Origin of the sequence: Epilithonimonas sp. UC225_85 (genome assembly GCF_042695135.1) — a bacterium.
In the GTDB taxonomy this organism is placed as follows: Bacteria; Bacteroidota; Bacteroidia; order Flavobacteriales; family Weeksellaceae; genus Epilithonimonas.
The window spans coordinates 3,668,178-3,688,022 of record NZ_CP170547.1; the positions used below are offsets into that span (position 1 = coordinate 3,668,178).

General features: G+C 35.0%; 23 protein-coding genes and 1 other RNA gene. 14 read left to right on the forward strand and 10 right to left on the reverse strand.

Going from position 1 to position 19,845, the window contains the following annotated elements:
• Positions 1–57 precede the first annotated feature (57 nt).
• Together ACFJGY_RS16730 and lpxB are read right to left on the reverse strand one after the other, a co-directional pair.
• Entirely contained in the window at positions 58–510 is a 453-nt protein-coding gene (locus ACFJGY_RS16730) for a DUF1569 domain-containing protein (RefSeq protein WP_379966351.1), read from the reverse strand.
• Positions 511–540: 30 nt separating this feature from the next.
• Positions 541–1,650 (reverse strand): lipid-A-disaccharide synthase, encoded by a 1,110-nt coding sequence (lpxB, locus tag ACFJGY_RS16735; RefSeq protein WP_379966354.1) that lies wholly within the window; start codon positions 1,648–1,650, stop codon positions 541–543.
• A gap of 257 nt (positions 1,651–1,907) precedes the next feature.
• On the opposite strand from lpxB, the gene ACFJGY_RS16740 reads away from it, so the two are divergent.
• The 3 genes from ACFJGY_RS16740 (at position 1,908) to ACFJGY_RS16750 (ending at position 4,385) form a co-directional block, all read left to right on the forward strand.
• The gene (locus ACFJGY_RS16740; RefSeq protein WP_379966357.1) at positions 1,908–2,408 is read left to right on the forward strand and encodes a DUF2480 family protein; all 501 of its coding nucleotides are present in this window, start codon (positions 1,908–1,910) and stop codon (positions 2,406–2,408) included.
• A gap of 5 nt (positions 2,409–2,413) precedes the next feature.
• Positions 2,414–3,673 carry a protein O-mannosyl-transferase family gene (locus tag ACFJGY_RS16745; protein ID WP_379966360.1) on the forward strand — a complete coding sequence of 420 codons (1,260 nt, stop codon included), beginning with the start codon at positions 2,414–2,416 and terminating at the stop codon, positions 3,671–3,673.
• Between the two features lie 61 nt (positions 3,674–3,734).
• On the forward strand, positions 3,735–4,385 hold the full coding sequence (locus tag ACFJGY_RS16750) for a DUF937 domain-containing protein (protein ID WP_379966363.1): 651 nt from the start codon (positions 3,735–3,737) through the stop codon (positions 4,383–4,385).
• Positions 4,386–4,435: 50 nt separating this feature from the next.
• Here ACFJGY_RS16750 and ACFJGY_RS16755 read toward each other — a convergent pair whose 3' ends face one another.
• Positions 4,436–4,621, reverse strand: a complete 186-nt coding sequence (locus ACFJGY_RS16755) for a 30S ribosomal protein THX (RefSeq protein ID WP_379966366.1) — start codon at positions 4,619–4,621, stop codon at positions 4,436–4,438.
• 344 nt (positions 4,622–4,965) lie between these two features.
• Between ACFJGY_RS16755 and aspS the strand changes: the two genes are divergently transcribed.
• From aspS to ACFJGY_RS16770, 3 genes are all read left to right on the forward strand, one after another.
• Entirely contained in the window at positions 4,966–6,720 is a 1,755-nt protein-coding gene (gene aspS / locus ACFJGY_RS16760; RefSeq protein WP_379966369.1) for an aspartate--tRNA ligase, read from the forward strand.
• A 36-nt stretch (positions 6,721–6,756) separates the two neighbouring features.
• Positions 6,757–7,296, forward strand: coding sequence for a hypothetical protein (locus ACFJGY_RS16765; RefSeq protein WP_379966372.1), 540 nt, complete (start codon positions 6,757–6,759; stop codon positions 7,294–7,296).
• 70 nt (positions 7,297–7,366) lie between these two features.
• On the forward strand, positions 7,367–8,332 hold the full coding sequence (locus ACFJGY_RS16770; protein WP_379966375.1) for a Fic family protein: 966 nt from the start codon (positions 7,367–7,369) through the stop codon (positions 8,330–8,332).
• A gap of 39 nt (positions 8,333–8,371) precedes the next feature.
• Here ACFJGY_RS16770 and ACFJGY_RS16775 read toward each other — a convergent pair whose 3' ends face one another.
• The gene (locus ACFJGY_RS16775) at positions 8,372–9,283 is read right to left on the reverse strand and encodes a cupin-like domain-containing protein (protein ID WP_379966378.1); all 912 of its coding nucleotides are present in this window, start codon (positions 9,281–9,283) and stop codon (positions 8,372–8,374) included.
• Between the two features lie 165 nt (positions 9,284–9,448).
• On the opposite strand from ACFJGY_RS16775, the gene ACFJGY_RS16780 reads away from it, so the two are divergent.
• Positions 9,449–10,507 (forward strand): acyltransferase family protein, encoded by a 1,059-nt coding sequence (locus ACFJGY_RS16780; RefSeq protein WP_379966381.1) that lies wholly within the window; start codon positions 9,449–9,451, stop codon positions 10,505–10,507.
• 7 nt (positions 10,508–10,514) lie between these two features.
• Here ACFJGY_RS16780 and ACFJGY_RS16785 read toward each other — a convergent pair whose 3' ends face one another.
• Positions 10,515–11,303, reverse strand: a complete 789-nt coding sequence (locus ACFJGY_RS16785) for an SDR family NAD(P)-dependent oxidoreductase (protein WP_379966384.1) — start codon at positions 11,301–11,303, stop codon at positions 10,515–10,517.
• 90 nt (positions 11,304–11,393) lie between these two features.
• Here ACFJGY_RS16785 and aroC point away from each other — a divergent pair, with 90 nt between their 5' ends.
• Genes aroC through ACFJGY_RS16805 form a run of 4 tightly spaced genes read left to right on the forward strand, consistent with a single transcriptional unit; the run spans position 11,394 to position 14,351 of the window.
• Entirely contained in the window at positions 11,394–12,455 is a 1,062-nt protein-coding gene (gene aroC, locus ACFJGY_RS16790) for a chorismate synthase (protein ID WP_379966387.1), read from the forward strand.
• Positions 12,455–13,021 carry a thioredoxin family protein gene (locus ACFJGY_RS16795; RefSeq protein ID WP_379966390.1) on the forward strand — a complete coding sequence of 189 codons (567 nt, stop codon included), beginning with the start codon at positions 12,455–12,457 and terminating at the stop codon, positions 13,019–13,021. Before aroC ends, ACFJGY_RS16795 begins: the two co-directional genes overlap by 1 nt.
• Positions 13,022–13,026: 5 nt before the next feature.
• Positions 13,027–13,785, forward strand: a complete 759-nt coding sequence (locus ACFJGY_RS16800; RefSeq protein ID WP_379966393.1) for a hypothetical protein — start codon at positions 13,027–13,029, stop codon at positions 13,783–13,785.
• Between the two features lie 8 nt (positions 13,786–13,793).
• A complete protein-coding gene (locus ACFJGY_RS16805) occupies positions 13,794–14,351 on the forward strand; it encodes a TlpA family protein disulfide reductase (protein WP_379966396.1) in 558 nt (185 codons plus the stop codon).
• Between the two features lie 71 nt (positions 14,352–14,422).
• On the opposite strand, the gene yajC is transcribed toward ACFJGY_RS16805, so the two are convergent.
• From yajC to ACFJGY_RS16830, 5 genes are all read right to left on the reverse strand, one after another.
• A complete protein-coding gene (gene yajC / locus ACFJGY_RS16810; RefSeq protein WP_379966399.1) occupies positions 14,423–14,752 on the reverse strand; it encodes a preprotein translocase subunit YajC in 330 nt (109 codons plus the stop codon).
• An 8-nt stretch (positions 14,753–14,760) separates the two neighbouring features.
• On the reverse strand, positions 14,761–15,261 hold the full coding sequence (locus ACFJGY_RS16815; protein WP_379966402.1) for a DUF1573 domain-containing protein: 501 nt from the start codon (positions 15,259–15,261) through the stop codon (positions 14,761–14,763).
• Positions 15,262–15,272: 11 nt separating this feature from the next.
• Positions 15,273–16,178 (reverse strand): transcription antitermination protein NusB, encoded by a 906-nt coding sequence (locus tag ACFJGY_RS16820; RefSeq protein WP_379966405.1) that lies wholly within the window; start codon positions 16,176–16,178, stop codon positions 15,273–15,275.
• 88 nt (positions 16,179–16,266) lie between these two features.
• A complete protein-coding gene (locus ACFJGY_RS16825; RefSeq protein WP_379966408.1) occupies positions 16,267–16,950 on the reverse strand; it encodes a beta-carotene 15,15'-monooxygenase in 684 nt (227 codons plus the stop codon).
• On the reverse strand, positions 16,943–17,437 hold the full coding sequence (locus tag ACFJGY_RS16830; protein WP_379966411.1) for an RNA polymerase sigma factor: 495 nt from the start codon (positions 17,435–17,437) through the stop codon (positions 16,943–16,945). Before ACFJGY_RS16830 ends, ACFJGY_RS16825 begins: the two co-directional genes overlap by 8 nt.
• 195 nt (positions 17,438–17,632) lie before the next feature.
• On the opposite strand from ACFJGY_RS16830, the gene ACFJGY_RS16835 reads away from it, so the two are divergent.
• The 3 genes from ACFJGY_RS16835 to rnpB all read left to right on the forward strand — a co-directional run bounded on the left by ACFJGY_RS16835 (position 17,633) and on the right by rnpB (position 19,763).
• On the forward strand, positions 17,633–18,079 hold the full coding sequence (locus tag ACFJGY_RS16835; RefSeq protein WP_379966414.1) for a hypothetical protein: 447 nt from the start codon (positions 17,633–17,635) through the stop codon (positions 18,077–18,079).
• 2 nt (positions 18,080–18,081) lie between these two features.
• A complete protein-coding gene (locus ACFJGY_RS16840; RefSeq protein WP_379966417.1) occupies positions 18,082–19,443 on the forward strand; it encodes a M64 family metallopeptidase in 1,362 nt (453 codons plus the stop codon).
• A 25-nt stretch (positions 19,444–19,468) separates the two neighbouring features.
• Positions 19,469–19,763: RNase P RNA component class A (rnpB, locus tag ACFJGY_RS16845), an RNA gene on the forward strand.
• Positions 19,764–19,845 lie beyond the last annotated feature (82 nt).

Here is a 19,845-nt window from a genome sequence, read left to right on the forward strand (position 1 = left end):
TTATATTGATAATCTTATAAAATCTGCTTGCTCAGCAAAATCTGCGAGAATTTTTTCTTATAAGATATCATCTACAATTTTCAGGTGATGGTTGCTATGAAGCCATAAAAACCGCAACGTTGTTTTCTTGTCAAAATCGCCTAAAAAAGGATGTGTGATAAATGATTTTTCCGGAAGGTTCTTTGTAGCTTCCAATCTTTCTTTTGCCAGATTCATTAATTTCAGAATACTTTCCATAGTCGGAGTTTCTAATGGAAAAAATTGTTTTGGCGCTCTTATTTTTCCTCTTGGGATCAATCCGAAATTCAGGAAAACAAATTTCTTCAGGCTAAACTTTGGTTTATAGTCCTTTGGATCCGTCATTGTCAAACCTTTCAGACTGCTGTTCAGGATTAATAATAGATGTTCAAGATGCCAGCCGACAGAAGCTTTGGAAACTTTATCATTCCTAACATCAATTTTCGTCAGAAGTGATTCTATTTTTTGTAATTGATTTATAATTTTATCCATCAAATTGTCTTTTCCTTTTTTCTTTATTCTTTATTCTTTTATCCTATAGATTATTTCCGCTGCATTGTTGCTTGCGCCGCTTCCGCCTAGTTTTGATCTCAGAATTTCATAATCATTCAAGACCTGATTCCTTTTTTCTGTGTTGAGAATTTTATTGAGTTCTTTCACCAGATTATCTGTATTCAGTTCATTTTGAATCAATTCTGTCACCACTTCTTTGTCCATAATGAGATTGACGAGAGAGATATATTTGATATTTTTAATCAGACGTTTTCCAATTTCGTAAGAGATCATACTTCCTCTGTAGCAAACCACTTCCGGAATATTCAGCAAAGCCGTTTCCAGAGTTGCCGTTCCCGAAGTTACCAAAGCCGCTTTTGAACATCTAAGCAGATCATAAGTCTTATTGGATACGAAATGAACATCATCATCTACAAACTGCTGATAAAACTCTTTCTCCAAGCTCGGCGCACCGGCAATGACGAATTGATAATCAGAGAAATAGCTTCTGACAGAAAGCATCAACTCCAGCATTTTTGTTACTTCCTGTTTTCTGGAACCCGGTAGAAGGGCAATAATTTTTTTTTCGTTGAGGTTATTTTCTAATTTAAATTTTTGAATATCAACAGGTTGCAGTCCTACAATTGCATCAAGCAACGGGTGGCCGACAAAATGAGCATCGACTTCATGTTTTTTATAGAAATCTTTCTCGAAAGGGAGAATAACGAGCATCTCATCCACATATTTTTTGATGGTTTCCACGCGGCCTTCTTTCCACGCCCAAAGCTGCGGCGAAATATAATAAACCACCTTGATTCCCAATCCTTTGGCAAACTTTGCAATCCTCAAATTAAATCCCGGATAATCTACCAAAATCAAAACATCGGGCTTATATCCCTGAATGTCTTTTTTGCAGACCTTTATATTGTTGAGAATGGTTTTCAGATTCTGAACCACTTCCAAAAACCCCATAAAAGCGAGATCGCGGTAATGTTTTACCAATGTTCCGCCTTGTGTCTGCATCAGATCGCCGCCCCAGAAGCGAAAATCGGCATTTTGATCTTTTTGTTTGATGGCTTTCATCAGGTTGGAAGCGTGCAGATCGCCGGAAGCTTCGCCAGCTATGATATAATATTTCAAGATATGGATTTTAGATTATTCGAGTTTGGATGATAGATTTTTAAAATTAAGTTTTTTCTGTGAAATTCTTAACTTTGAACAAAAATAAATCATTTTGGTTTATTGTTCAGGGAAAGTTGGTATTGAGGAAAACTTTTCCTTTACAAACAAAACCCATAGCCCCGATTGCAGTGGAAATCCTTTTTCTTTTTTTAAAAAAGAAAAAGATTGCAACGGAAAGCGGGATCAAGCTCCTGAAAAAAATTTAAATTTAGAAAATGGAAGAGATCATAAATAGAATTGCGGAAAGCGGATTGGTGAATTTTGATATTTCTGATCTGGTTCCGAAAGGGAAAAGAATAGGGATTGACATTAAAGATTTTCTTTGGGAAGGTTTGATCCTGAAGGAAAAAGACTTCCGTGAAAAAATCAAAAATATTGATGCCGAACTTTACAAAGATGCATACGTTTACATCTATTGTTCTGAGGATGTGATCATTCCGCTTTGGGCGTATTTCCTGATCACTTCCAAAGTGACCGATGCGGCGAAAAAAGTGGTTTTCGGGAATCGTGAAGATCTGGAAGTTCTTTTGATGCATAATGCCATCCAGACCTACGATTTTTCTGAACTGAGAGACAAACGTGTTCTGGTAAAAGGCTGCAGCGATGAGCTGATTCCAAATAATGCTTATGTGGAACTGGTGGAACAATTGAAGCCACTCGTTAAATCTCTGATGTTTGGTGAAGCGTGCAGCAACGTTCCGATCTTTAAAAACTAAAATGGATGACAAAAAAAACGATAACCTTTCTAATTTTTCTTTCTTTTTTTATCATTTATTACATCGGTAGTTTTTCCAAAATATCGTTTGGAGATTGTATCGGGTTCGTTCTCGATGTTGAAAACCGGAAATTCATAACGAATGTGACGCCGCTTGCCCATTTTTTGTACATCAATATTCCGATATTTTTTACAAAATTCCTGAATATTGACAGTGTTTTCGCAATGCGTCTTATGTCCGTCGTTCCGGCGGCTCTCACAGTTGGTTTTGTTTATGTTTTGATAAAAGAATTCATACAAGAAAACTGGATTGCTGTAGCTTCAACTGTTGTTTTTGGGTTTGGTTTTACGTTTTGGAGAAGCGCAGAAACTGTAGAAGTTTACACTTTTAATGCTTTGTGGGTAATTCTTTTTTTGGTTTACTCCATCAAGTCTTTGAAGGATAATTCTAAGAATTATATTATTCTTGCAGGTATTTTTCTGGGTGTAAGTTTTTGGGTTCATATCCAGAATATTATGCTGATTCCTGGCTATTTGGTTTTGCTTTATCTGCTGAGATCTGACCGTAAAAAGGTTTTAATATCACTGGTTTCCTTCATTACTATATTTTCTTTCATGTTTTTCGTAAATTACCTGAATGGTATTGAAGCAAAATATGTTTTCACATCCAAAAAAGGACCTTGGGTACAAAATACATTTGAGCAAAGTTTTCTTGACCTGATAAAAGACGTCGTAAAATCAGTTTTGTATTTGATCTACAATTTTAATATTTTCATCATTTTCTGTGTCAGCGGAATTGTTTATTTGTACAGAAATTTCAAAAACGAGTTCTTTTTTATTGCCACAGCTTCTCTTTTCACACTGGGTTTTGCGACTTTTTATGCGGTTTCTGACAACTATGTTTATTTCATTCCGTTTTATCTTCTCTTCATTGTTTTTATCGCTTTGGGAATCAAGAAATTGAGTGCAAAATATGCCTTGATAAAACTGAAATTCGCACCTCTTTTCATTCCTTTATTTTATTGTTTCAGTCTTTTTCTTGTTTCATTCACTCCGCAGGGAAAGAAGTTTCATCAGGACAAATTATATAAAGGCGGACTGAATTATTATATGCTTCCGTGGCTCAATAATAATATCGGATGTATAGAATTCACACTTGATAATGGAAAGTCAATTGATAACGTCGAAGCCTTAAAAGAAGCATCTAATGAATTTATTCAACTACGGAAAAAATATCAGACATTAGAAGAAATCCGCAAACTTTAAAGTTTTAATTATAAATATCTCTAATAATTTTTATCTTTGGTCAAATACAAAAACATAAATTATGAGTTTATTAGACCTTATTACAGGAAGTACAGGCAACCAGGTTGCAGAACAGGCAGAGAACAAATTCGGGATCAGCAAAAACCAAATCATTGCACTTTTGATTGTAGCAGCGCCTTTGGTAATCAGCTACTTGAAGAAAAAATCAGAAAATTCTGACGAAGCAGACAAACTGAATGCAACGCTTGACAAACACCACGACGGAAGCATCTTGAACAATCCTGCACAAGCACTTGACAGAGAGCAAGAAGGAGATTTTATCCTAAACCATATTTTCGGAGGAGAAAAAGCAACAGTAGAAAACCAACTTTCTCAGAATACAGGGATTTCGATGGACAAGATTGGACCAATATTGGCGATGTTAGCTCCAGTAATTATGGGCTACATCGGTCAGCAAAAACAAGCTAATAACGTCACTTCTGGTGGCGGATTGGGAGATCTACTTGGTGGAATCCTTGGCGGATCTGCTCAGGAAGCACAGGCATCCAATAATCCTTTGAGTGACATTCTGGGAAGCGTACTTGGTGGCGCAACGCAATCTTCCGGAGGCGGATTAGGCGACATTCTTGGAAGTGTTTTAGCCGGTGGAAATCAAAAACAATCTGAGCAAGGCGGACTTGGTGGATTACTAGGCGGACTTTTCGGAAAATAAAAATCACACTACAAATACAAATCGGGCTCGTAAATTACGAGCCCGATTTTTTATTTTTCTTCAGTTTCCTTTGGTTTTTCAGCCTTCGCTTTTGTCGCTTTCGGCTTTGGTTCTGCTTTTTCTTTTACTGGCTTTTCCGCCACTACTACAGGTTTCGAGGTTTTTCTAAGTCTGGATTTTCCATAACTTCCTCGCGCGATTTTTCCTTTGGTAGATTTTTGGTCACCTTTTCCCATAATAATTAAATATTTGATTTCCACTAAATTACAATAATTTCCCGAGACTACCAAGAATCTGAGCATGTCCCTCGCCAACGCCTGTCATCCTGAGGTTCTCGAAGGATTACCGCTCGGGCCGGGCTATCCGTTACTATCTTTTTTCCTCAGCTCAATCCATCCGCAAAAAAGGATATCCTCTTCTATCCCTCACGCGCTTCGCCAGAATTATTAATAACCAGAATCAATTACGAACATTTATGTTTATATTTCAATCATTTATTATACATATTATTATCTTTGCACTCGGAAATTGGACGACTAAATGTCTAATCTCTAAAGTCTAACATCTAACATCTAAAAAAATGTTCCGTACACACACAAACGGCGAACTGACGCTGAAAAATCTGAATGAAAAAGTAACACTTTCCGGCTGGGTACAAACCATCCGTGACAAAGGTTTTATGATTTGGATAGATTTGCGAGACCGTTACGGCATCACACAATTGGTTTTGGACGAGGACAGAACTTCCAAAGAACTCTTGGAAACAGCTAAAAAACTAGGCCGTGAATTCGTCATCAAAGTTGAAGGAACCGTTATCGAGAGAACTTCCAAAAACCCAAAAATTGCAACCGGAGACGTAGAAATCTTAGTTGAAAACTTAACAATCTTAAATGAATCTCAATTGCCGCCTTTTACCATCGAAGACGAAACTGACGGTGGCGAAGAATTGAGAATGAAATACAGATACCTCGACATCAGAAGAAATCCGGTAAAAGACAAACTGATTTTCCGTCACAAAATGGCGCAGAAAGTGAGAAATTATCTTTCCGAAGAAGGTTTCATCGAGGTCGAAACACCTGTTTTAATTAAATCAACTCCGGAAGGAGCAAGAGATTTCGTGGTTCCAAGCAGAATGAATCCGGGACAATTTTACGCATTGCCGCAATCGCCACAAACCTTCAAACAATTGTTGATGGTGGGTGGAATGGACCGATATTTCCAAATCGTGAAATGTTTCCGTGATGAGGATTTGCGTGCTGACAGACAACCGGAATTCACACAAATCGATTGCGAAATGGCATTCGTAGAGCAGGAAGATATTATGAATGTGTTCGAAGGAATGACAAAAGTTCTTTTGAAAGACATCACCGGAAACGACTTTCAGGATTTCCCAAGAATGACTTTCGCAGATGCGATGCAGAAATACGGAAACGACAAGCCGGACATTCGTTTCGGAATGGAATTCCACGAGTTGAATGACTTAACAAAAGGAAAAGACTTCAAAATATTTGATGACGCGGAATTGGTAGTCGGAATTAATGTTGAAGGCATTGCAGATTATACAAGAAAACAAATCGACGAATTGGTGGATTGGGTAAAACGCCCACAGATTGGAGCAACAGGATTGGTTTGGGTTAAATTCCAAAACGATGGTGTTATAACTTCGTCTGTCAACAAATTCTATTCTGAAGAAGATTTACGGCGTGTCGCCGAAACATTTAATGCAAAAGCTGGAGACCTAATGCTTTTGATGAGCGGAAATGCTGACAAAGTAAGAACGCAACTTTCCGCATTGCGAATGGAGCTTGGAAATCGTCTTGGCTTAAGGAAAGGAAACGAATTCGCACCACTTTGGGTCGTAGATTTCCCGCTTTTGGAATTTGATGAAGAATCCGGAAGATACCACGCCATGCACCACCCTTTTACCTCTCCGAAAACCGAAGATTTCCACCTTTTGGAAACCGACCCAGGTAAAGCAAGAGCTAACGCATATGATTTAGTATTGAACGGAAATGAAATTGGTGGTGGTTCTATTAGAATTTTTGATAAAGATATACAGTCAAGAATGTTTGACTTGTTAGGATTTTCAAAAGAAGAAGCAGAAGAACAGTTCGGATTCTTGATGAATGCATTCAAATACGGAGCTCCGCCTCACGGTGGTTTGGCGTTTGGATTTGACCGTTTGGTGGCGATTCTTGATGGAAATGAAGTGATTAGAGATTACATCGCTTTCCCGAAAAATAATTCCGGTCGGGATGTGATGATTGATGCGCCGGCGCCGATTCATCAGGAACAGCTTACGGAACTGGAACTTAAATTGGATTTAAAATCATAAATTAGAAGCGAAGAAATTTTTCTTCGCTTCTAATTTATGGGAACAGCGATTTCTTTTTTTTATTATTTGAGATATATTGCAATCATATCTTTAATAATTTCAATTTTCCCTATTGTAAAAGCTGTTGGTTTTAAACGCATAAATGATATCATTCCGATTTTAGAGGAACACGATTTATATACAAATCATTTTTTTGCTTCAATATCAATAATTCTTATCGTCGTAGTTTTTAATGTTCCTAATATTTTAGTTGAAAAAAAATACGAAAGCACACTTACCGACAACAAAATACTTTCAGTTGAAATAGAAAATCAATATTATTATGACAATGAGACTCTTAAACAATTCTATCCGAAAGAATTGAAAAGATTACAAATTTCCACAGAGAGATTAAAAAATAAAAAGAAACTGTATGGTTGTCTTCATTTAGAAAATAATGAAATTTTATATATAAAATTGATTGGAATTGAACAATCTTCAACAGATACAATAATCACTTATAAAGTTATATCAAGACAATTTCCACTTGTTGAAAAAGAAGTTGGATCAATTCAATCAAATATTATTAATTATTAAATCTTATAATATCAGATAAAAGCAAAAATAATATTATCCGATATTAAAACAAAATTAATATCTTTGCTGTATGAACTGGCAAGAATATCCATATTACTTTGAAGGTTTAGAAAAACAACTCGAAAGGATTCAGCAAAAAAAAGCAGAATTAGACAAATTGCGGCCAATTCCGACTTATGCTTTAAAAAGCATCAAAGAAAGTCTGATGATAGAATGGACCTACAACTCTAATAGCATCGAAGGGAATACTTTGACGCTCCAGGAAACCAAAATGGTCATTGAAGAAGGTTTTACAATCAGAGGAAAATCTTTGCGGGAACATTTTGAGGCTGTGAATCATCAGGAAGCAATTGAATTGGTTGAAAGCTTAATATCGGATAGTTATATTTTAAAAGAAATCGATATTCTGAATATTCACGAATTGGTCCTTCAAAAAATTGAAAAAGATTTTGCAGGACGCTTCAGAACTTCCGGCGTGCGGATTTCCGGGGCAAACTTTGTTCCGCCTAATGCTTTAAAAATTGATGACTATATCACAGAGTTGACAGATTGGGCAAACACTTGTGAAATGAATATCGTTTTGAAATCGGCTATTTTTCATCATCGTTTTGTCTGGATTCATCCGTTTTTTGATGGTAATGGAAGAACGGCTCGTCTGCTTTTTAATCTGCTGTTGATGAAAGAAGGTTTTCCGCCAGCAATCATCCTTAAAAACGACAGAAAAAAATATTACGATGCTTTAAACTTTGCAAATAATGGGAATTACTCAAAATTAGTATTACTTATTTTGCAGGCTTTGGAAAGAAGTTTAGATATTTATTTGAGTTCGCTCAACAATACTTATGATGATTACCGCCCTATTTCTGACATTGTGGAAGAAGAAAAACTCCCCTATGGTCAGGAATATGTGAGTCTATTAGCAAGACAGGGGAAGATTGACGCCTTTAAAAAGGGAAGAAATTGGCTGACCACGAAAGCTGCAGTTTTAGATTATATTGAAAAACGAGATAGAAAAAGGGTTTTGAAAAAATATTAAATTCGAAAAAAGTGAGGAAATTATTCTTCGCTTTTTTGTTTAAAAATGTATTGGAATATCAGGAATATCTTCAAGATAATCTTTCCCCTCAATTCTATTAATTGCAATCTGAGCTCTTTTTTTAGCGACTGAAACTTTGTAGTCAAACCATTTTTCCTTGAAAAGTCTTCGCATCACATTATCAAAATGCTGAGTAATGACAAGATTTTTAAAACCTCTCCACTTTTCTATTGCTTTAAAAGGCAGTGCTCTCACAGAAATAGAATAGCCCTCGGTTTCATATTGTATAAAATGCCACCAGCCAGACGGCATATAAAGCGTCTGTCCGGGTTTCAAAACCGCTTCATAGCCGTTAAGATATTTCAATCCGGGAAATTCTTCCTGAGATGATGTTTTCAAGTTTGCAATGCTGTGAAAATTATACGGTAATTTATAAATCAGATCAGATTGATTAAGAGGAAACAGCCAAACCCGTTTAATCCCTTGATATTGTGTGAGAAAAACGTGCGACATATCAATATCGACGTGATTTCTGGTATTGGAACCTTCTCCTCCAAAAAACATAAATGGCAGCCAGGACAAGACTTTGCCTTTTGTAATGTCTTTATAAACCACGTCTTTTTTGAGTTCCGGCTTTATGGTCAAAAGATTAAATAAAAAGAGCCTGTATTTTGTTTTTTCCTTACTGATGAGATCCAGATATTCCGCAAACTTCATTCTTGCCAACGGCTTGCTTGCGGCTCTGTCAAGAGAATGGATCTCTTCTCCGTAAACATCTACTTCATGATTTCCTGCTATTTCTTTGAAATATTCATAATTCCATTTTTTCAGAGCAGGACTTTCCTCGTCAATAAAATCTTCTATAATGACAGGAATATTAGCTTTCATGTACTTCGAAGTAAATTCTTCTGAACCGTATTTTTTTATTCTTTCTATTTCTTTTAATTCCATAACTAATGATTAAAGGAACAAAAATAAAAACAATTTTTAAATCATACTAAAAAAGTATGATTTAAAAATCAGATTTAAAATCATAAATTAGAACCAGGAAAAGAATAAGCCTAATTTTTCGCTCATAAATCTATCCTCAACAGAAGTTAAAACATGACTTTTTAAATGAATTTAAGACTAAAGCATTATAACGAATTAGACGGTGTCAGAGCAATTGCTGTAATTATGGTTATGTTTTATCATTTTTTTCAGGACATCAATCCGTCCGATGAGATGCTAATCGTCATAAAAAAATTATCGCTCTTTGGGAAAACAGGCGTATCGCTATTTTTTGTTTTATCCGGCTTTCTAATTACCCGGATATTATTAAATACAAAAGAAAACCCGTCCTATTTTAAGTCATTCTACCTGAGAAGAATTTTAAGAATTTTTCCTTTGTATTATTGCTTTTTGATCCTTTATTATTTTATACTTCCTTTGTTTCTCAATAGACCATTTGGAAGCTTTTCCGAACAGATCTGGTATTGGACATTTCTTCAGAATTTTGCACTGACATTTGACTGGAAAAGCATTGGTCCGAGTCATTACTGGTCTTTATCAGTCGAAGAACATTTTTATTTATTCTGGCCTTTGATTATATATCACTGTTCACTAAAAAGGATCAAATGGGTGATTTTAATTCTCTGCATCATTTCTTTTTTAACTAGGATCCTTCTCATTAAAAATGACTTTGAAGAGTCCCAATTTACTTTAGCAAGATTTGATGAACTTGCGATAGGAGCATTTTTAGCCGTTCTGGAATTGGAAAATAAATTAATATCAGAGAATTTAAAAAGGTTTTTTTTCGTTTTTGCAATATCAATAATCCCTCTAGCGTACATTTCTTTTAAAAACGGAACCTATTCCTTACTCGACAGCAGTATAAGATACCTGGTTTTAGGTTTATTTTACGGCAGTTCTATTGCCGTTATAATTTCTTTACAATCTACAAATCGAGTGAAGAAAGTATTTCAAACTAAATTTTTAAGATTTACTGGAAAGATCAGTTTTGGCCTGTATGTTTACCATCCTATATGTTTTATCATCATCAATACTTACTTTAACCTGCAAAATTTTGGATTAGATTTTATGTTAAGTTTTAGCTTTGCTTACCTTGTTTCTTTTATCAGCTATCAATTATTTGAGAAGAAATTCATTAAGATGAAAAGTAAATTTGATTATTAATTTTGCATTAAGGCAATTTCGCAACCAGATATTCCGGAGACCATTTCAAAATCCAATAGATAATTTTCCATTTCCAGTTGGGAACAATCGTAAAAGAATGTCCGGCATTCACAACAAACTTTGCAACATAATCCGGCTCCATTATCAGATTTTTGTTAAGTTCCAAACCCTCATTGATTTTTGTATTAATGTAACCGATGACCAGCACATTCACAATTATATTTCTTGAAGATAATTCCTGTCTCAGTCCGGCCAGATATTGCGTAAAAGCAGATTTTGTACTTCCATAGATAAAATTACTTTTCCTTCCACGAACACCCGAAAGCGATGACAATCCAATGATTCTTTCTAAATTTTTATTATTAATATCAGTTGCAATGATATTCAAAATAGAAACTGCGCCTATATAATTGGTTTTCATCATTTCAAAAGTGCTATTGAAATCTTTTAAAGCTTGTTGATTTTCCACCAGAAATCCAGCGGCGTAAACGACGATATTTGGTTTTGAAGGTAACTCATCATAAAACTTTTGATGAGAAGCAAAATCCGCTGCGTCAAAATATTTGATTTCAATTTTAGATTTATCTAATTGATTTTCATTGACGAAATTTTCCAAAGAAGTCAGATTTCTGGAAGATGCGATGATGGAAAATCCTTTTGCTAGATATTGTAAAATACATTGTTTCGCCACATCAGAATTGGCACCGAGAATCAGAACTGTTTTATTGGAATTCATATTACAAAGATAGATTTTCAGATAATAGACGAATAGATAATAGACTAGCAATTTATTCAAAAATAAGTTTTTAATCAGTAAATTTGTAACGGTAGTATTTTAGTTTAAAATTAATCTATCATCTATCCGTCTATTATCTAACTTCTATTTATGTTTAATGTTTTAGGAAACTTTTTGACACTGTCTTCGTTCGGCGAAAGTCACGGAGAAGCTTACGGCGGAATTATTACCAATTTTCCCGCCGGTCTGGAAATCGATATTGAGAAAGTTCAGCTCGAACTTGACCGAAGAAAACCAGGACAATCTGCCATTGTTACACAAAGAAAAGAAGGCGACAAAGTTCGGTTTCTATCAGGAATTTTTGACGGAAAATCGACTGGGACACCAATCGGTTTCATTGTAGAAAATGAAAACCAACGTTCTAAAGATTATGACCACATCGCCCAGGCTTATCGCCCCAGTCATGCCGATTATACTTATGACCAAAAATTCGGGATCCGCGATTATCGTGGTGGAGGAAAATCATCTGCCCGTGAAACTTTGAATTGGGTTGTAGCGGGCGCCTTAGCCAAACAACTTCTTCCCGAGATTGAAATCAATGCTTACGTTTCTTCAGTCGGCGAAATTTTCTGCGAGAAACCATATCAGGATTTGGATTTTTCTAAAACCGAAAGCAATATCGTTCGTTGTCCAGACGAGGAAACGGCTGAGAAAATGATTGAGAGAATCAAGGAAATAAAAAAGGAAGGCAATACGATTGGCGGAACGGTAACTTGTGTCATCAAAAATGTTCCGGTTGGATTGGGCGAACCGATTTTCAATAAACTGCACGCCGAATTAGGAAAAGCAATGCTGAATATCAACGCCTGCAAAGGTTTTGAATATGGAAGCGGATTCTGTGGCGCAAAGATGACCGGAAAAGAACATAACGACCTTTTCAACCAGGATGGGACGACTCAATCCAATCTTTCCGGCGGAATCCAAGGCGGCATTTCCAATGGAATGGACATCTATTTTCGTGTAGCTTTCAAACCGGTTGCAACCATTCTTCGCCCGCAGGAAAGCATAAACAAAGATGGAGAAACTGTGGTTGTAGAAGGTAAAGGCAGGCACGATCCTTGTGTAGTTCCGAGAGCTGTCCCGATTGTGGAAAGTCTTGCCGCTTTTGTGCTGGCAGATATGTATTTAATCAATAAAACCAGAAAAATATAATGGACATCAAATCATTTTGGGACAACGCCATTTCTTACACAGATTATCTTCGTGAAGCTGGACAAAGACTTGCAGATCCAAAGGATTCACATGAAGCAGACTACGCTGAATATTACAAACTCGGGATTCAAAGAATGAACAGAATGTGGGAAAAATATATTCCAAATTCTGATCAGGTTGAGGCTTTTGCTAAGAAGAAATTCAACGGGAAAATCCTGATTATTTCCGAAGCCTGGTGCGGTGATGCGAGTCAGGTTATTCCGGTTGTGGTGAAATTTTTTGAACAATTTGAAATTAGAATTTCTTACCGAGATCAGGAACCTTCTTTGATCGATAACTATCTGGTAAATGGTGGAAAATCCATCCCAATTGTGATATTTCTGGAAGAAAACTTCAGCGAAATAGCACATTGGGGACCAAGACCGAAACACGGGACAGAACTTCTTAAAAAACATAGAGACAATCCGGAGGAATTTACGAAAGATCAATTCTATGTAGAACTGCAGACTTATTATGCTAAAAACAGAGGTTTTGATACGATTGCAGAACTTCTGGAATTAATTTAAAAAAAATGAAAAGCCGTTTTCTTCTACTGTTTTTATTTTTGACTTCGCATTTTGTGTTGGCACAAGTTGGAAATCTGCCTAAGACCGAAGATTTTTTTATCGATAAATATCAAAAATTATCTGATGAAAAAGATTTTGATGAAAAAACTAAACTTTCATTAGATTTTGACGAAACCTTTAAAGATTTCCTTTCTAAAAATCCGAAAAGCTTCACTTATGATTTTCAAAAAATAAAAAAAGAGACCGGTTTAGATGTAGCGACTTCTAAGGATGGAAAATTGAGATTTTATTCCTGGGATACACAAATGGGTGGGACAATGAAGGATTTCGCGCAGATTATTCAGTTTCGGTCAAATGGGAAAGTCGCAACTATTTCCAATAATTCCGATCAGAATCATTACTTCATTTCAAAAATATTTGAGACAAATCTTAATAATAAAAAATATTATCTGGTCATTTTCAACGGGATTTTTTCTACGAAAGATGTATCTCAAGCCATCCAGGCCTTCAGAATAGAAAGTGGAAAATTGATTGATTCTGATAAAATTTTTAAAACAAAAAAAAATATACTCAATAGAATTGAATCAGAGTTTGATTTTTTCAGCGTGGTTGATCGTCCGGAACGCCCTTTAGAATTGATCACATTTGATGAAAAAACAAATTCGGTCAGCATCCCTCTGATAAACGAAAAGGGCGAGGTTTCTTCAAAAAGATTGGTTTATCAAAAAACGGGAAACTACTTTGAATTTAAAGGAATAAAATAATTTTGAATATGGAATTTCTAAAAAAAAATATAATCTACATTATTTTGATCGTTGCTCTATCTGCATTTGCGCTGATAAAGCCGCTTCGTGATTTTGTATCGGAACAGATCGCAATGAGCCCTACTGTTGCGAAGATCAACAACGAAACACTGCTTTCTGAAGAGGCTTTGAATATTGACCTAAAAGGAATCAACACAAGCAGTACTAACCTGAAAAATCTGCGTGAAAAGGTTTTATTCCTTAATTTTTGGGGAACCTGGTGTCCGCCTTGCAGAACGGAATGGCCAACGATCCAGAAACTTTATGATCTGAAAAAGGATAAAGTAGAATTTGTGCTGATTGCAATGCAGGATCAGGAAGCAGATGTGAAAAAATTTCTAAAAGAAAACAATTACACAGTTCCTGTTTATATTGCAGAAAGTCCTTTGGATCCAAAAATTTTGCCGGTTGCTTTTCCTACGACTTACCTAATTGGAAAAGATGGTAGAATTTTGAAAAAGGAAGATAGTTCTATGGATTGGAGCAAAGATTCCATCCTTGAATTTATTGATAATGTGACCAAGTAATTTGTTAATTATTTAGCCCAAAAAAAGCGCAGAATCAAACATTCTGCGCTTTTTTATATTTAGAAAAAATCTTATTTCTTAACTTCTCCGAAAGTCTCCGGGAATCTTGCAGCTGTAAAATCTTTTGAGATTGCTGCTTTTTCAAACTTCAGTTTACCACTTAAAGTTTCAATCACAACGCCATCTTCTCCAATGCTGAAGATCTTGCCGTGCATCCCAGAAGTTGTGACAACTCTTGCTCCTGGTTTCAAAGCTTCCTGAAAATTCTTTTCTTCTTTTGATTTTTTCATCTGAGGACGAATCATCAGAAAATAGAATCCGACAACCATCAAACCGATCATTACTAATGTCGGAGTCATAGATTGCGCTGGCGCAGCTGCCTGTAAAAATATTGTAAGCATAATTTATATTATTGAGTAATGTTAGCTGAGAATGTTAATCTTACCGGTGCTTTTTCTACGTTTACAAAGACATCTGCCACTTTGTTGACAGCGCCGTCGAAGTTTGTAGAATCGAAATGCAAAGTGATTTTTCCTTTTTTTCCTGGTAAGATTGGCTCTTTCGTAAAGTCCGGAACTGTACATCCGCAACCTGGTTTTACGTTAGAAATGATCAAAGGATTTGTTCCTGTGTTTGTTACTTCGTAGATGTGTTCTACTTTTTCTCCTTTTTTGATATCTCCAAAATTATGATCAGTCTCACTGAAAGCAACTGTTGTTAAAGGTTTGCTTTGCGCTTCTTTCAGCATTTCTGATTCTTCCGGAGCTTGTTGCTGAGAAAGTGCATCCACAACAGTTTTTGGCTGAGTAGAATCTACTCCTGGGATATGGTCTAAAGTATTTTCTTTTTTGTTACAAGAAACAGCTAATGTGCAAAGTGCAGCTATTGCTAATATTTTGATTGATTTCATATGTTATAAAATTATATTCGATTCAAATCTTTTGTGTATTTATCCAAAATTCCGTTGATAAAGATATTGGATTTTTCGGTTCCATAGACTTTGGAGATGTCAATATATTCATTAATGATAATTCTTGAAGCCGTCAATGGAAAATTATCTAATTCTGTAATGGCAGCAATCAGTACAATTCTGTCTAAAAGAGAAATCCTTTCCAATTCCCAATTTACAAGACGTTCTTCGAGTTTTTTCTCAGCTTCCTGCCAATTATTAAGTGAAGACCTCAGTAATTTTCTGGCAAATGCATCATCTTCGTCATCTTTCAGCATTTTTATAAGGGTGTGAGAGGGTTCATCTTCTTTCATAAAACCAATAGTTTTCTGAATCATAGAATTGGAAATATGCAAATCATCCGCCCAGGACATTTCTTTTTCCTCGAATCTGTCGTGCAGATCACTGTTTTCTGCCACATATCTCAGGAAAAGTTTTCCGATGAATTTTTGATCATCCTCAAAAGAGATCTCTTCATCCTGCATATAATCCTGATACCGTTTTCCTGCTTTTATACGTTGAAAGGTCTTTACCAGAATCGGGTCGTTGGAATCCCAGATCAGATCTTTGTGCTTGCTTGTAAAACTCCTTCTTTCCTCATTATTTTCTATCTGAATCAGAATTTGGTTTCTTACTAATTTTTGATTTGGGTTTTCAGTTTCTGCAGTCTTGATATATTTGTTCTTCCCGATTTCCATCTGATCTTCTGTCAGACTCTTGAGACCAACCAAAAAGTTGAGCGTGTAGATATAAAGATTATAGATTTTATTGATTTCTGAGAACATATTTTTCTCAACAACTTCAAACCTGATCGGGTTTTGATAATAAGCATAGAGCGATTCTACAACTTTTTCGCGGATTTGTCTTCTTCCCAGCATTTCAAAGATCTTTTTATGGGTGCAAAGATAGGGAAAATGTTGCAAAATCATAATCTAATGAAGAACAATGTTTTACCAACTAAGAATATTACGTTTTTTCAGAATCAATTTTTTCCAGTTGTTTGAGATTGACAGAAAGACGTTTGAGTAAAATCCCATAGGCCAGTTTATAATAGAGTAAAATAAGAATAATACAGATCAATAAGCTGAAAACGACTCCTGTAATCAATCCCCAAAATGTCGGATTATCAATATGAATATTTTGTTTTTTAATTGTAAAGACAATGAAACTCGTAAAACTACCTATGAAAAGTATCAGTAAAAATATATTACTGAAGATAAACAGATTAACACTTTTTTTGAAGTGAAGGATATGTGTAATAAATTTCTTGAGGTTAGATTCTACATTGATTTTTTTATAATTCATATAGAATATGACTACGAAAACCCCGGTAATGATTAAACTAAAAATCTTCATCCAGTAATAAATTTTATCCAAAGAGAATTCTACTTCATTCTGATTTCTGATCTGGAGTCTATTGAGAATACTTGTAAAATCTGTATGGAAATCCTCTGAGAATAAAGCCAGAAAATTAATAAAACCAAAAATTACAAATTCGGCAACACTAATCCACAGAATATATTTTACATAATTTCTGGATTTTTTATTAAGCATAGATTCGATTTCGTTCTGGTCATAGCCATCAGAAATCTGCTGATCTTGCCAGGTTTTCTTTAGAGAATCGATATCAAAATCTTCTGAGTTAGGCATGCTTTATCATTAATTCTTTTAAAATTTTCTTCAATCTGTTCATTTTCACACGGGCATTTACTTCTGTAATACCCAACGTTTCAGCGATTTCTTTGTAAGGTTCATCATCCAGATACATCATTACGATTGCTCTTTCCACATCTGGTAAAAGTTTTATAACCTTATACAATAGAGAAATCTGCTGTTGTTTTTCATCATTATCTTCCAAGAAATCTTTGCTGTGAAAATCCTGCAGCTCATCTGTCTGCGGCTGTCTTGTTTTCTTTCTGAATAATGTAATTGCCGTATTAAGAGCCACACGGTACATCCACGTCGAAATTTTAGAATTACCCTGGAATGAGTCGTAGGATTTCCAGAGTTGTAACACGATTTCCTGAAAAAGATCTTCCTGATCTTCTAAAGAATGGGTATAAAGACGCGAGACTTTTATAATAAGCCCTTGATTATTCTTTATTAATTTAGAAAATTCTTTCTGTTTATTGTCCATTCCGGAAACGAAGATAAGAATTTATTCCTTTTATATGTAACAAGAAATTATGATGACCGAGGAATATTGAATCCGTTAATTAAACAAATTATTTTGTTGAAAAAATTTGCTATCCGATTATATATTATTGATTATATTTGGTTTATGGTCATTCGTAAATCTATCAATATCATTTTTTGTTCACTTTTAATTTTGATGTTTAGCTGTACAAATCAATCTAAAGTTCTTTCATCTTCTAAAAATGAAGATACAATTGGACAGCCTAAACCTAAAATAGTTTATCTTTTTTTCGAAGCGGAAAAATCAGCTGATGGGAAAGTGATTGTGCAATTGATTGATAAAAAAGTATCAGATGGCTTTTTTAAAAATGAAGACTTTGGAACGGCAAAAGAAATTACTAACAGTTATTATAAAATTATGTTGTTTGACAAAAATGATCAGGTTTTTAAAACATCAATTATTGATAATCCATTATCTCCGATTTTTGAATCTTACAGCGAAAACTCTATGGAAAAGCAAATCGGAAAATTATCTAAAGCTGAATTTTTTTACCGCTATAATGATTCCGGAAACATCTCAAAATTAGAAATCCACAAAACTGACAATGGTAAATCGGATCGGATCTTCACTCTAAAACTATAATTATGAAATACTTTTACTTACTCTGTTTTTTATCCTTTAATATAACTTACGCACAATTATTTGATCTGGTTCCTTTATTAGAAAATGGAACCAAGGATAAAAGGATTAATCTGGTAATATTGGGAGACGGTTATACTGCATCTGAACAAGCTACTTTTATGGAAGATGCGACATTTGTTTCCAATTATCTTATGAATAAACAGCCGTATTCAAATTATAAAAATTATTTTAACGTTTATGCACTTAAAGTGATCTCCTTAGAAAGTGGCGTGAAACACCCGGCTACTGCAAATGATGTTACTGAACCTGTAATTCCTATAAGTAATCCTAATAATTATTTTAGTACTTCTTACGATACATCGGGAACTCATCGTTGCATATACGGCAGTGTAAATAAGGTAACACAGGCACTGGCTGCAAATATGCCAGAATTCGATATTGCACTTGTTCTAGGAAATAATACAGAATACGGAGGCTGTGGAGGAACTTACGCATTTTTATCAAGAAATGACCAGGCTCCGGATGTGGCATATCACGAATTGGGACATTCATTTGGCAAACTTGCAGACGAATATTGGTTTTCTGGCTCAGGTGAGTCTCCTAACAAAACAAAAACATCCGACACCGAAACAGTTCGCTGGAAAAACTGGTTGAATACCGGAAGTGTGGGAATCTATCAGTTCACAGAAAATACAGCTTGGTACCGTCCGCATCAGAATTGTGAAATGAGATATTTGAACAGACAGTTTTGTAATGTCTGTAAGGAAGCATTAGTTGAGAAAATCCATACTGTGAAAAATCCGATCGACAGTTATTCACCGTCAAATTCTGCTACAATTACAACCAATCAGCCAGTCGATTTATCCGTGAATTTAATTTTACCAATTCCTAATACATTAAAAACAGAATGGAAACTTAATAATGAGAGTATTGCTACGGATGTAAGTAATGTCACCATACAACCCGATCAGCTAAATTTAGGAACAAATAACATTTTGTTTAATGTTTACGATAATACAACTATGGTTCGGACCAATAACCACAATACAATTCATCTTTCTACGATAGCCTGGACTATTAACAAAACACAACTCGGAGTTTCGGACATAAAAAGTAATGAATATGATTTTGTTCTTTATCCAAATCCATCAGAAGATTATGTAGTAATAGAAAGCAAATCGATATTCAATGATAAAATTGAAATACAAATATTAGATAGCTCCGGAAGGCTTATCAAAAAACAAAATATAAATCCAAACAAACAAGAAAAAATAGATATTTCTAAATTGAATTCTCAAATTTATATTATAAATATATACAAGAAAGCCGAACATATTTTATCCAAAAAAATGATTAAAAATTAAGCAGGAATTAATTACTTTTGCTACTTGAGAAGCGTGGCTTGTTGATCCAGATTTATTTGGATAGGAAAGTCTGGACACCATAGGGCAGCATAGCGGATAACATCCGTCATTTGTAAAAATAGGACAAGTGCAACAGAAAGCAAGTACAGTTCGGCTGTAGTGAAACCAGGTAAACTCTATGCGGTGCAATGCTAAGTATATCATCAGTTAAGATCGGCTCGATCATTGATGAGGGGTAAGCAGCTAAAACTTTATAGTAATATAAAGTGCAGATAAATAACAGGCTTAAACAGAATCCGGCTTATAGCGCTTCTCTTTTTTATTATAACCAATTTATAATTCTATATAGGCTAAATTTTCGGAATAATTTCAATCTTTTAGAGATAAACACTTTGTCACGAA